This is a genomic window from Candidatus Wallbacteria bacterium, from assembly GCA_028687545.1.
In the GTDB taxonomy this organism is placed as follows: domain Bacteria; phylum Muiribacteriota; class JAQTZZ01; order JAQTZZ01; family JAQTZZ01; genus JAQTZZ01.
Window position 1 is genome coordinate 1 of record JAQTZZ010000053.1, and the last position, 13,837, is coordinate 13,837.

Sequence of the window (13,837 nt, forward strand, 5' to 3'; positions counted from 1 at the left end):
CTCCTTCTCTCAGATGAAAAGTGAGGACAAGCCCGTTTGCGGAGATTTCCCAGGTGTCAGCAAGATCCGGTACAGGTGCCAGGTCCTCTCCTTCCCGGACCAGTCCGCTGAAAATTAAATTCACAACCCGTTTCGACGGAACATCGGTGAGAAGCACCGGATTCAGAGTCACGACATCGGCAAGGGAAATTTCCACCAGGGTATCCCCATAAGCAGGTGAGGAAGTTTCAGAAGAATCAGCTGTAGTTGTTGGGTGCTTAGCTTTACTATCCAGGGATAACGACGGCTGGCGGCAGCCGGCAAGAAGAAATGCAAACAATGATAAAAAAAAAGGAAGTATTCTTTTGAATTTCCCGCTTCTGATAAAACTTGAGTCAAGTCGATGTAGCATGGGCATCCTGCAATATATTTACATAAGCCGAACTTTCTTTATAAAATTATAATATCAAAATCCATGTAATAACAGTAACTTGGAAATGATCTCGATTTTTGTAACAAACTTTTTTCTTAATCAATTCAGAATTCCGGGTATATTTAAATCAACAGTATAGAATTCAGACGGAGTAGTATGAAGACAAGCCAGGCCACCAGGCTGCCAAAAAATGCCTGCTCGAGGACGCAGGCATTGACCTTTTTGGTACATACCATCCATTGATTGTGTAGTAAACATGTGCTATTTTCATGATGACTAATGCTTGTCCTGGAGAGTGCATGCACATACCTGACGGATTCCTGGATGTAAAGACCGCTGCCGCAGCATATGCGATTGCCATACTGGGTATTGGATATGCAGCTCGGAAATTCAGGAATCATCCATCCCGGCATGTTCCGGCAATTGCCATGGCAGCTGCCTTCATCTTTTCCGCACAGATGCTCAACTTCCCTGTTGCAGGAGGCACTTCCGGCCACCTTGGTGGGGGCTGCCTGGCAGCACTGCTCTTCGGTCCTGAAGCCGCTCTGCTGATCATGTCAGTGATCCTGATCCTGCAGTGCTTACTGTTTGCCGACGGCGGGATCACTGCGCTTGGCGCGAACATATTCAACATGGGCATAGTAGCCCCGTTTCTAGGATATGCGGTTTATCACCTGATGAGGAAAATAAGCCCCATGAGTCTCAGGGCCGATCTCTTTGCCGCTGGAGTCGCAGCCTGGTGCGCGACAGTTGCTTCCGCGATTTCATGCGCATGCCAGCTGGCCTGTTCAGATACGATAGCATGGAAGATAGCATTGCCTTCAATGGCGGGAGTGCATATGCTGATCGGACTCTGTGAGGGACTGATCACTGTTTTCGTGATGAAAGCATTGGCTAGACCTGCTCTACGGGTTCCTGCAATCGACGCAACACCGTACAATCTCAGGAGACTGGTAATGTTCGGGCTGCTGATCAGTGCGGGTTTAGCTGTTTTCGTCGCTCCCTGGGCCTGTCCCTGGCCTGACGGACTGGAAAAAGTGGCTGAGAATCATGGTTTCATCAGCAATAGCGTCAGTAATCCCTTTTTCACTTCCCCATTCGCAGATTACACTCTGTCATGTCTGAAAACCCCGGGAGTTTCAATTGCAGCTGCCGGTTTTATCGGAATATTGACTGCCTTTGCCTGTTCCTATTTTCTGGCTGTGTTTGTATCCTCTGGGACTGAAAAAAATCAAAAAAAGAGTCACCCTTGATTTGCATTAAAACAAGTGTATGCTTGACAGATTTAATATTTGATGTTAATCTTGGCAAATGATAAACCGTAATCTTGAACCAACGATCATCAAATATGCTGAGGAATATCCTGTTCTCGCAATAGTAGGGCCAAGGCAGAGTGGAAAGACTACACTTGCCGGAAAAGTATTCCCTGAGCATGGCTATGTTTCGCTTGAAAATCTGGACGATCGTTCCTCTGCCATGGAAGATCCCAGGGGTTTTCTCAGCGATCATCCGGCACCACTGATCATCGATGAAATCCAGAGAGTTCCAGCTCTTTTCTCTTACCTTCAGGAAGAGGCGGACAAAACAGCGCTGCCCGCACGCTATGTCCTCACCGGTTCCCAACAGTTCCTGCTCATGGAAAAAATATCACAAAGCCTGGCCGGTAGAATCGTTTACTTCAGGTTGTTTCCATTCACCTGCAATGAGCTATACTGGCCGCATATCGATAAAACCATCAAAGGGATCATTACACCCGGAAACAAGGACCGACACATGGCTGTTCCCGATACCCACGGAGTCATTTTCAAAGGAATGTATCCCAGAATTCACGACAGGTCCCTTACACCGACCAAGTGGCTTGAAAATTATGTTTCAACTTATGTGGAAAGGGATATCCGGCAGCTTGTCAATGTGAGTGATCTGCGGACTTTCGAGAATTTTCTGAAGCTGACCGCAGCCCAGGCCGGGCAGTTGTTTAATTGTTCTTCAATCTCGAACAGCCTGGGAGTCAGCGTACCTACAGTCAAAAGATGGCTCTCTTTGTTAGAGACAAGCGGCATTGTCTTTATCCTTCCGCCTCATCACAGAAATTTCGGGAAAAGAGTTGTGAAAACGCCTAAAATCTACTTTGTAGACAGCGGCCTGTTGTGCTTTCTTCTGTCGATCAGGAAGCCGGATGAATTGAAAAATCATCCACTCTACGGCAATATTTTCGAAAACTTTGTGATTTCAGAGTTTTACAAAAGGATTTTTCACATCGGGGAAATGCCTCCGCTTTATTTCTGGCGTGACAGACTGGGCAACGAGATAGACCTTGCTGTTGATCTCGGAGAACTGCTTTATCCGATCGAGATAAAATCATCCAGGACATTCAGTCCCGCGCTCAGCCACGGATTAAAAAAATGGATGAATCTAGCAGTCGGGCAGACCGGTGAAGGTCTGGTCGTCTATGACGGAGAAAAGAGATTCGGCAGGAGTTCTTCCATCGCTACGGTTCCCTGGTGGATGATTTAACAGCATTTATGCTGGTTGCAGCTGCTTCTGTCGTGAATTCATGGAGATTTTACCACCGATATAGATACGATTACTGTCAAGATCAATAATTCAGATATGACAATCAGACCAAACGCTGTTTCAAAGCATCACTTCGCTTTGGTTTGCAAAGCGGGGATGTTTAATCAGATCCAGGTGTGCCGGTTTTTCCTGGTCAAAAAGAATCCTGTCGCAGCCATCACCAGAAGCAGAATTGACAGGAAATTGAACCTGAAAATAGCGGTATTAATGTAGCCTGCGCTTAGTTCCGGGCTGATTATGGGAGCAACGGCCCTGGAAATCGCTGTCGCGGCTTTCAGGGCGAGCGGCGAGAGGAACTGGCCGAACAGGATGGCGCTGCTGAGAATGGCCACAGTCATCGAGCGCAGAACTGGGGGAACGATTTTGGTGGCTCTCAGCATCAGCGGCGGCGAAATGATTCCGCCTGCGACCCCTATGAAAATCATGGCCAGAAACACCATCCAGGCGGCTGAAGCGCTTCCCAGAATTCCATAGCCTATCCCCATGGTAAGCATTCCAAGCGGTACCGCGGCTGAACCGAATTTTTTCAGCATCTTGTTCAGAAGCATGCCTGCCAGGGATCCGCTTAAGGCCAGCAGGGCCAGAAACATACCAGCCATCTGGCCGGTTCCGATTCCCTTGCCGTAAATTGTCAGAAGCGGTTGTCCGGTGACTGTGAGTTCTTTTTTTACAGTATATTTCTTTTCCCCGTCTGTTACAGTCCATTCCTTTTTCGGTACTGTTTCCGCGAGTCTGGAGCCGAGCGAAATGGTGATTCCCTGATCTGCGAAGGCTTTCTGCATGGATTCTGCAATCGTCCCTGTCGCCAGTTGCTCCACTAACTGCTCTCTGCTTAAAAGCAAGGGCTTTTCAGAGCTGAAGACAGAGCGTTCGTTCTGAATGAAGAGGGCAATATCTGTAGGGATCACAAAATAGATGATCATCATCAGCGTGCCCATAGCGGCCAGACCGAACACTTCGGCCGGGAGTTTTCCCGAGGCGGCAGATCCGGCTGCTTTCGGAGGTGAATCAGGCAGCCAGAGCAGGGCAAAGCCCATGGTGACGAAGGCAAGTCCGTAGACTCCGAAAGTTGCCCTCCAGCTGATGGCGACCAGCGCACCGGCTGCCAGCGAAAACAGCATTCCGCCCAGCTGATTGACCGAACCTGACAGACCCATCATTTTAGTGCGCGCTTCACCTTCAAAGAAATCGGAAATGAAGGTGACTGAGAGAGGCATGATCAGACCTACACCGACGCCAAGCAGGGCTCTCCAGAACAGCAACTGGTAAATGCTGCCTGACAGCCCTCCGGCGATACCGCCTGTGAGATAAACTGCCAGTCCGGTCAGAAGAACAACCTTTTTGCTGATCCTTGACACCAGCCAGCCCGACATCAGGCTGAAAGGGATCATGAAGAGAGAGGGAAGAGTTAGGCAGAGCTTGATCGTGGTCTGATCCACATCCGGAAAAGCGCTGCTGATCTTGGCCAGGGCCGGCGAAATCGCCGCAGAGGCCATGATCGTGAGCAGGGAAATTGACAGAATCGTCGGTTTCAGCATCGATGCTTTACTCATAATCTCCTCTTAATCAGGCTGTAATGGACTTACAACATCAATTTATGCAATCCCACTTGCGGGTACGAGGTTCGAGGTGCGAGGTTCGAAAATTCCCGTGTCCCGTACCTCGGACCCCGATCCAAAAATCGTCAAGTCAGGAGAAGCATAAAATTTAATTTATTCACCATTAATAACCTACTCGGCAGCCGCCGTTGAATCTCCGCTCAGCCTTTGTATGAGCTGCTGCAAATCTCAAGGCTACTGCTACATAAGAGGCATCAGGGCTGCGGTAGACTCCGCCGCGCACGCCTGCTCCTGCTCCGCCTGCATCCGGCCATCCTTTAACCACTGCGTTTCCCTTTTCGTCCAGAGTACCGGTTCCGTGAACCGGCTGAAATGCCCTGCCGGCAGGATTGCCGAATGTCACGACCGGCTCCCAGAGATTCCCTGACAGTTCGCAGACCCCGTAATATGAAGCTCCGTCATTGATCCTTTTAGGGATTCCTGGATGGCGCGTGTTGGAAAAAAGCCCGCAGCTGACCGGTCCTTCGAATCCCGGATTGGATGATACGGTTTTGCCGGCTGCAGCTTCAAAGGGAGCTATGGCACCGCCTAAGCAGCAGTTGACAAGTCCGGTGGTAGGCACCTTGATTTCATAGCCGCTGCCGTCGGGCCCGTCAAAAGTATCTACTCTGCCGATTTCGGTGGAGCCCCAGGCGCATTCTGACGGAACTGCTTCTTTGGGTCCACGGCAGGCTTTCTCGAATTCCAGTTCAGTCACGGGTCGCAGGCCTGACCAGCAGGCAAAGGCGGCAATATCTCCCCATTTGATCGCATTGCAGGCACGCGCAGGCGCGTAGGTATAGAATTTGATCGGTTTTTCAGTACCATTATTCTTTTGGGTACAGACAATGGTCTGACGCAGGGATTCTGTGTTGGTGTTTGTCATCACATAATAGTTTTTGATCTCATCAGTGCTGATATCGGACAGTACTCTTTCCCGCTGCTGAACTCTGGTAAGAGCATTCAGAAAATCCACGTACTGCCTGGAATTGAGACTGTACTTCATGTACCAGAATGCCCGGTAGCCCTTTGGAAATTCCTTTGGAATTACAAAGGGTACTTCGTCCCTGCTGCGGTCATTATCCTGATCGCAATATAGGCAGCCGTCTTCTGCAGCCAATCTGATCTCAGTTTCGGAATCAATCAGATAAGCCCCTTTGTCAGGATACTTGTAAAGACAGTTCTTGGGCCCGTCCGCACCGACAGGGTCGCCCACAAAATGCTTGTCCTGCGGGATATAGGCCATTTCCACCCCGAAGACCATTACCTGAGCATTTTTTACTTCATCCGAAAGACCCTCGCCTGCATAATCCCAGCATAACTGCAGATTCTTCAATCTGATGTTTCCTTCACCGGAAGTCCTGAAAATAAACATCCCTTTTTTCGTTTCCGGCACCCAGATGCCTGTCTGAGCTCCTGATGTTTCCTTGCCTGTCGAAAAATCAGCGGGAGTCTGATCCTTATAATCGAAATCACGGCTGCTCTTTGACTTGAGTTCAACGTGCTTCCACAGCCCTTCGCCGATCCGATACTTGGCAAAAAGCCAGACACCGTCGCAGTTGATCTCATTTTTCCAGGCTTCGTCCCAGGAAACATCACAATTGATCAGGGCTGAGCGGTTTTTGTCATTGATACCGGAAAGAGAGAAATTTTCAAGCTTCAGACGCATTTTCGTTCCTCCAGTTTATTAATTTAAAAAGTCAGGAAAAATATTACTTCAGGAGCAATCCTTACTTTGGCATACTTGGTATTCGTATTCTCATCCGTATAAGTTTCCCCGAAAAAACGGACTCTGGGCGCCAGAGTGATCAGTTTTTTCTTATAGATGGAAATATACTTGATATCCAGGGCCGGATACTTGTGGAGAACTGCGCTGGCCTTGGATAAATCATTGTAGGTGGAATATTTCAGCTCACAGACAAGTTTTCCCTTGTTCAGACTGAATGCCGGTGCTACCCTCATGTACATGGAATCGTTGTTCTGATAGGCATGGCCGGTTACATTTCTGGTGCTGTTGTTTTCAAATGAACTCCAGCCTATGCCGAAAGGCACTTTGAGTTTTTTGGAAACATCCTTTTCTCCTGTGAACCCATAGCTGAACCTATAGTCTCCCTTGCCGTCATCCGGTCTGGAACCATCCGCCATGGTCCGCAGGGCAAGGATTGGCTTCAGCCTGAAAGCTTTGCTCTCTACAGGAAAGCTGAGCACGAAATCCAGGCTCTGGTCATCCATGGTCTTGATTTCTTTTGTCCCTGCCTGCTGAATTATGGTGTTGCCCCTGCCGTCAGTGTTGATTGCAACAGTGAAATTGGCATCAATCGTCGGCCTGTCCTCAACCTCGCGGGTGGGCTTGCCTTTTTTGTTGATCGCATCCCAGCTGATGGCTGCGCCTTTCACTGAGCCGAGGGTGGAATTCCAGAAAGATGTCCAGGATGTTTTCATAGGCGTGAAATGGACTTCCAGCGGCTCATCATTTCTGTTGACAGGTACTAATCCCAGACGGTAAGCCTGGTTTTCATTATCTATTTTCATGTAAGCATACTGGAATGAAAGCCATTCCACTTCATCTCCTCCAGTCTGCTCAAGGGTGATATTGTTGAGTTTGGAAGCAGTAATGTTGCAGACTCTGAAAGCCAGGGAAATGTCTTCATTTAAATCTCTGTCCGCATCCAGCCAATACCAGTTGATAGAGGAAAACTGGTCCTTTGAGGTTTTCTTTTCAATGTGGGTCGTGTAATTCCTGATTTTTTCCACGGAATGTTCGTCCCTCATCAGCGTCAGTGCTCCGCCTGAAAACTTGAACTCTGAAGAATACAGATTCATGGCCATGCATAAAGACAGGGCAAGAATTACGGTCTTTTTTCTCAACTTTTTACTCCTTAATTGTTCTTACTGGACGAAAGTTATATCGACCGGTTTTCTTGCTTGCATAATACCCGTCATACCCGAATTGAAAATTCACACCCCAGCCAAATGAAGCACCATAGGTTGTGGAAGCCATGTAAAATCCCAGGGGTTTTGTTTTAACTTGAGGGAACATTTCCTTATCAAACCAGTTCCCATCTTTATAAGACAGATTGATCAAAGTGGCGATCTCCCTGATGGAAGGCAGGCGCCAGTCGGAATAATCGGCCAGCCTGAGTTCTTCACAATATTTCAATGCCTCCACAAATGTCAGTTCCTGACTCTCGTCTTTTTTCCACATCAGGCCTGCATTCAGATCCGAAATCGTTCCGTCGCCATTGTCCTTGAATGAGTATTTCCCGATGTCGCCGAAGGCCCTGTTGTATCCCCCTCTTACAGCGCGCACTGAATAAGGCGTGTCTTTCAGGTAGCAGATGGCACAGCCATAGGCGAAGTAAATTCCCCAGCCCATTTTTGCATCCGGGAGATAGTCTTCTTTTGACCAGTAAAAAGAAGGGTGGCAGTCAGGGAAATATTTTCTGTCAATCGCGGGGACGATGTCATCATAGTTCACAATTGTCCTGAGTTCACCAAGGTTTGGCAGGCGCCAGTCGCTGAATCCACCGTAATTGCAGCGGTTCAGTTCGCAGATGAATTTCCCGGCTTCAGCGAAAGTATACAGATCAGCATGAAAGTTGATCTGATCGGGGTCAGGCGACTTGATCTCCCAGATCAGCCCGGTGTTGTTGTCCCGCACCATGCAGAATCCATTCTCAAAGGTAGTGTTGTCATCAACCGCCTCGGCATTTTCTTTGAGCTTGGTATACGAAGCGGGATTCAGCCTGAAATTGCCGTCCTGCCCGAAAAAGGGCTGACCCTTAACTGGAGCAGGAATAAGATTGCCTTCGTCATCGTAGCATTTTGTCTGACCGGAATCAGTGAATTTGAAAATTTTGAGAGGTTCTGCTTTTTTTTCTATATTCCGCACAGCCCTGAATAGAAGAGGGGCGTTTTTACCAGCATAGTAGCCGTCATAGCCAAAGCAGAAATTGGTCACCCAGACATAGGTTTTTTCGTGCAGAGTGGAAGAAAAATAATGAAGCAAGGGTGGGACCAGGCCTGCTGCCGGGAAAAAGTCCTTGTAATACCACCAGTCATCCTTGTAGGTAAGATTAAGGATTGTGTTCAATTCCTTGATATTCGGCATCCGCCAGTCTGTATAACCTGCCAGATCCATTTTCCGGCACTTTTCCAGGGCGTCGTACCAGTTGGTACGCTGATTCTCTCCTTGCTGCCACATCAGATTCGTGGCCATGTCAGTGATTGTGCCGTCTCCATTATCCTTGAACCGCGTCAGTTGAGGCTTGCCGAACATGCCGCTGAACCCGCCTCTGACTGCGCGGACGTGCCTGGGAACTTTTTTACTGTATGCGATCCCGCTGCCCAGCCCGAAGAAAATCCCCCAGCCGAAATAGGGCTGCATCTGATAATCCTCGGCGCACCAGTAAAAAGCCACCTGGCAATCCGGGAAATACTTCAAGTCCACTGAAGGATTCAATTTTCCGTAATCCACGATCGATCTGAGTTCGTCTTTGTTTGGAATTCTCCAGTCAGCGAATCCGCCGTATTTTTGGGCATTCAGCTTTGCCAGATAAACATCCTGAGCATCCGACCAGGTATATCTGTCATCGCAATAGTTAAGATCGCCTGGGTTAGGTGATTTGACTTCCCAGATCAATCCTGTGTTGTTGTCCTGTACCATGCGATAGCCCTCGTCCCAGCAGGATTCTTCCGGAACCGGTTTCAGATCTGTTCGGAACTTGGTGTAGGACATGGGGTTGAAGCTGAAACAGCCATTCTGCCCGTACATGTCTTCCCCATGCAGCGGGGCGGAAATTTCCTGTCCGTTTTTATCGAAACATTTAATCAATCCTGTATCCGGCAGTTTGAAATTTGTCTTGTTTCCCATGGAGATTTTCCTCCTAAAAGTTAGTGAAAATCGAAATGGCAGGTAAAGGCATTTTGTGCTGGAGCAGCAAGTTTCAGAGGCCAGTTGCCGCTGTGCACATCCTCATAATTAATGGTCTCCACCGGGAGGTCGTCGGTTTTGTAACGGCTCGGGGTGGTATCCATCACCAGGGTCCACTGTTTATTAGTAACTTCGAATACCCCGATGTAAAAGTCCCTGCTGATAGTCACTGAATGCTGAGTCTCGTCAGGATCCCTTCCTAATTCATCCGCAGGTGAACCCATCATAAAGGTACCGGCTGGGATTCTTTTCAGCACCAGGCTGGTAGTCCTGTATTTACTGTCTGACAGCAGATCTGCCGGGACTTCCGCTCTGTAGGCAACCGGGTAAGAGGCAGCTTTCGCCCCTCCTGAAAGATCAATGATCAGATAAGGATCACTGGAGGTGACATTATCAGTTGCTGCGATAATCCTGAACCCGGACATTCTGCCTGTGACCAGCTTCTGCCGATTGGCAGAGCGCGCCAGGCAGGGCCAGACATGCCAGCTTCCGCCGCGGCCGCAGCGGCTTAATCCTTCTTTCACACCTGCAGGGTCTGTTACGGCGCCTGCTTCGAGAGTGCCATACCAGTCCAGACAAATCTCCCAGACATTGCCGTGCATGTCATACAATCCCCAGGCATTCGGCAGTTTCAATCCGACTTGTCTGGAAGCTATGTTCGTTTCTTCAAAATCCACAGCCAGGTTGCCGTCATACCAGGCCAGGGGTTCCAGATTGGTATCAGTGGTATGCGCCGCATTGCTGGTGGTCTGGCAGTCAGTGTCGTTATTGTAGCCTTTGGTAGTTCCAGCCCTGCAGGCATATTCCCATTGGGCTTCAGTCGGCAGGTCAAAGGAAATCCCTGTTCTGTCTGTAAGCTTGCTGGAAAAGCTTGGTTTGGCTTTTTCCCAGGACAGCACCACATTCACACGATTCTGCTGTCCGGAAATGAAAGTGAATACCGAAGATCCGGATGAGATGAATTCAGTTTTAGCGTAAATTTTGATTTCAATAGTATAGTTCCCGGCAGTCAAACCGGCAAAGGTCGCAGTCGCATTCTTATCCAAAGGGAAAACGGTCAATTCTCTGGTTTCCAGATATGTGCTTCCAGTAATGGTGGTATCCACGCGGGTCACATTGTAGCCCTTTTCAAAGGCTGCAGCCAAAGAAACTGTAACCAGCAGCGAGTTGTTTTTTGGTTTGAGGTTTCCCCGGATGCGGTTGAAAAAATTTCCGCTCCCGTCTTTGAATCCCCAGCCGTTAAATACAAGCCCGAAGCTGAAGCTGTCTATAGAGGGAGTCTGCGCAGTCGCGCAGGCAGTGTTGATGCAGTGATTGAAAATAAAAGAGACGGTTGTGCCTGACAATTTCAAGAATGAGGCATTGTCCTCTGCAAAAGTCCCGCGATTGATCCCTGCAGCGTCGTAGACTGTAAAATCCGTAGTTCCTGCTTCAATGGTCAGGCTGCCTGAGGTATATTTCAATCCGTTCGAGATCCCGACCAGTTTGAAAGCAGTATTCTGCAGAACAATCATCAGGTCTGGAGCCGATTTCCAGGGGGATGCAACATTCAGGACAGAAGGAAATTGAATTTTTGCTTCCCAGGTGCCGGTTTCCGGAACCAGGTCAGCGGATAAGACCGCCTCTTTGGCGGTTGCGTCATACAGAAGATTCTGATCTGAGACAGTATTGATTACAGCTACCGGTGCGACTGTACTGAGCTGGGTCAGATCAGCTTTTTCAATCACAACAGAGAATTTTTCGGCCAGCTTAGCCGGATCCAGTACAGTTTCTCCGCTCAGAAAGCTGTCGTGAATCTGATTCAACTTGCTGGTAAATGTGCTTGAATCAAGGTATTGGGTCTGATCCAAACCGCATCCGGCCAGCGCTGATGCGAAAGCGGTGGAATAATTGCCGATCAGTTCAGCTTCTCTGGTCTCCAGCGCGGCAAAATCGTTCAGGACTGCGGATTTTACTCCGGACAGAATTATCTCTGAAGTCGTTGCTCCGAGCGAATTCAACAGTGCCGCTGTTGTAACAAGGGAAAGATTGTGATTGATTACCCCCTTTTCCGGCTTTTCGGAAATCAGGCTGCAGAGCACTATGTCTGCGGCAGCATGGTTGGCCTGAGTTCCATTGTCGATCATCAGGAGGAATGGGCCGGAACTAGGAGGCTGGCTGATCCACGCGGAATAGGAACCGTCGGCTTTGACGGCTGCTTCTCCAAGTGATTGCGAGGAATTTCCCAACCTGTATACATTTACAGTTCCTCCGTTCAGCAGACCGTCTGCAGCCAGGCCCCGGATGGAAAATCCAGAGTTTGAAAATTGAGAACTGGAAGACAGGCAGCCGCTGACAATAATGCAGATCAGGGATACTCCCACAAATGCGCGAAAAAAATAACGAGCTGTTTCCAATTTTCCTCCTGAATTTTATGCTGCTTTCAATTCTATCCAGGCTGTTCAAAAATGCCTGGATCATGATCACACTTTTCCCATGCTGAACGGTGCATACACTTCAGATTCCACCACCACATCAATCAAAGCCGCCTTTTTCGATTCCAGGGCTTTTTTGAATGCTTCTTCAAAATCTTCCAGCTTCTCCACTCTGAAGCCGAGAGCGCCGCAGGCTTCCGCATATGCTTTGAAATCCGGGTTGTCAAAGGTCATGAAGGCATGCCTGTTATACATGTTGAGCAGGAATTTCTTGATCACATTGAATTCGTTATTGTCGAAAATGATCCAGATTACCGGAATCTTGTACTGAACAGCAGTCATCAGCTCGAATCCGGCCATCTGATAACCGCCGTCACCGCATCCGCACACCACCACTTTATCGGGATGGGCGCATTTGATGCCCAGCGAGCTGTTGACATTGCTGGCCATTGGTCCGAATGAACCCGGATTCTGATAGCGCTGATTTTTGGAAAGCTGCAGATAACAGTTCAGCCAGAGCATGTGGGAACCTGCATCACCGACTATGATGCTGTTTTCCGGCAGGCACTTTGAAATAGCTTTGACCAGATCACCCGGGAATATTTTTTTTCCCTGATATCCGGAAGGAGTATCAAACCATTTGTCTTTTTTTACGCTTTTTGCGGGTTGTGCAGGTACTTTGGCCGAGAGTTCTCTGCAGATCGCTGTGACGGCTGATTTGACGTCGCTGATTACAGCATAATCAGCTTTATAGACTTTATTGATTTCATCACGGTCAATGTTCACGTGGATTAGCACTTTATTGTCATAAAGATCCGGCTTGAAGCCGAAGGTGGCATTCTGGGCAAAGGAGTTTCCCAGTGCGATCACTGCTTTGCTGCCGTCAAAATAGCTGTTCGCCCCTTTATCTCCGGAAGTTCCGTAAACTCCGAGAGAAAGCGGGTGATTTTCAGGCAGAGCGCCCTTGGCATCCATGGTTGTGGCAAAAGGTATCTGGAATTTTTCCACAAAGTCCAGCACGTCCGCTTCTGCATGGCTTCTGATAGTCCCATAGCCTACCAGCACCATCAGCTGGATTTTTTCGGTCAGAGCCTTGGCCAGAGCGTCGCTGATCAGTTTGATATCCTTGGGTCTGGGAAGAATCGGTTTGATGTCCAGCTTGATGTCTCTGTAATTATTGACGATCGCGGTTGTGATGATCTTGGGAATATGAATATGCACGGGTCCCGGCCGTCCTTCAAAGGCAAGATTGATCGCTTCTTCCAGGATGTCGCAGGTCTGGGAGGCGTCTTCCAGAATGAATGATTTTTTGCATGTGGCAGCGAACATTTTGTGAGAGTCCGCTGTTCTGTGCAGTCCTGTGGATTCATTCAATGCGCCTTTACCCCTGTCCTGGGCAGAGGTGTATCCGGTGATCGCCAGGATTGGAAGAGAGTCGGACAAGGCTACAGCCATCCCTGAGAAGAGATTAAAAGCGCCTGGACCGCCTGTGGCAAAACAGACTCCCAGCTTGTCTGAGGAAAACATTGAGTAGCCGCAGGCCATGAAGGAAGCCGCCTGTTCATTGCGGACAATCACTGTCTTGATCTTTTTGGACGCTTCCAGAGCCAGCAGCATGCTGGCATTCACCTGTCCGGAACCGCCGAACACATGATCAACGCCAATCGTTTCAAGAGTCTTCACAATCGTTTCATTGACATCCATTTTATTGCTCCTTAATTAATTTTCTAACTCGACTTTGGCAAATTTTGGTGGTGTGCAGCCAAATGTTGTGCGTAAACCTTGATTGGTGGCGGGTCCTGTCTCTGCGTTACCCTTTCCTTTTCTTCGACAGGCTCAGAAAATTAAAGGGCAACTCCGGCCACCCCACAATGATTTTGTAGGCTCAACCGGGAAATTTGCCGAA

The 13,837-nt window shown here is 48.7% G+C and carries 9 protein-coding genes; 2 read left to right on the forward strand and 7 right to left on the reverse strand.

What is annotated here, in order from left to right; genetic code table 11:
* A partial coding sequence (locus tag PHW04_15855; protein MDD2717364.1) for a hypothetical protein occupies positions 1-319 on the reverse strand: 319 nt, incomplete at its 3' end.
* Between the two features lie 392 nt (positions 320-711).
* Between PHW04_15855 and PHW04_15860 the strand changes: the two genes are divergently transcribed.
* Positions 712-1,665 carry an energy-coupling factor ABC transporter permease gene (locus tag PHW04_15860; GenBank protein MDD2717365.1) on the forward strand — a complete coding sequence of 318 codons (954 nt, stop codon included), beginning with the start codon at positions 712-714 and terminating at the stop codon, positions 1,663-1,665.
* A gap of 58 nt (positions 1,666-1,723) precedes the next feature.
* A complete protein-coding gene (locus PHW04_15865) occupies positions 1,724-2,926 on the forward strand; it encodes an ATP-binding protein (GenBank protein MDD2717366.1) in 1,203 nt (400 codons plus the stop codon).
* 164 nt (positions 2,927-3,090) lie between these two features.
* Here PHW04_15865 and PHW04_15870 read toward each other — a convergent pair whose 3' ends face one another.
* The 6 genes from PHW04_15870 to PHW04_15895 form a co-directional block, all read right to left on the reverse strand.
* Positions 3,091-4,539, reverse strand: coding sequence for an MFS transporter (locus tag PHW04_15870; GenBank protein MDD2717367.1), 1,449 nt, complete (start codon positions 4,537-4,539; stop codon positions 3,091-3,093).
* A gap of 169 nt (positions 4,540-4,708) precedes the next feature.
* A complete protein-coding gene (locus PHW04_15875; protein MDD2717368.1) occupies positions 4,709-6,253 on the reverse strand; it encodes an SUMF1/EgtB/PvdO family nonheme iron enzyme in 1,545 nt (514 codons plus the stop codon).
* Positions 6,254-6,276: 23 nt separating this feature from the next.
* Entirely contained in the window at positions 6,277-7,452 is a 1,176-nt protein-coding gene (locus PHW04_15880; GenBank protein MDD2717369.1) for a hypothetical protein, read from the reverse strand.
* Between the two features lie 4 nt (positions 7,453-7,456).
* Positions 7,457-9,457, reverse strand: coding sequence for a DUF1566 domain-containing protein (locus PHW04_15885; GenBank protein MDD2717370.1), 2,001 nt, complete (start codon positions 9,455-9,457; stop codon positions 7,457-7,459).
* Between the two features lie 20 nt (positions 9,458-9,477).
* Positions 9,478-11,913, reverse strand: a complete 2,436-nt coding sequence (locus PHW04_15890; GenBank protein MDD2717371.1) for an SUMF1/EgtB/PvdO family nonheme iron enzyme — start codon at positions 11,911-11,913, stop codon at positions 9,478-9,480.
* Positions 11,914-11,979: 66 nt separating this feature from the next.
* Positions 11,980-13,635 (reverse strand): thiamine pyrophosphate-binding protein, encoded by a 1,656-nt coding sequence (locus PHW04_15895; GenBank protein MDD2717372.1) that lies wholly within the window; start codon positions 13,633-13,635, stop codon positions 11,980-11,982.
* Between the last annotated feature and the right edge of the window lie 202 nt (positions 13,636-13,837).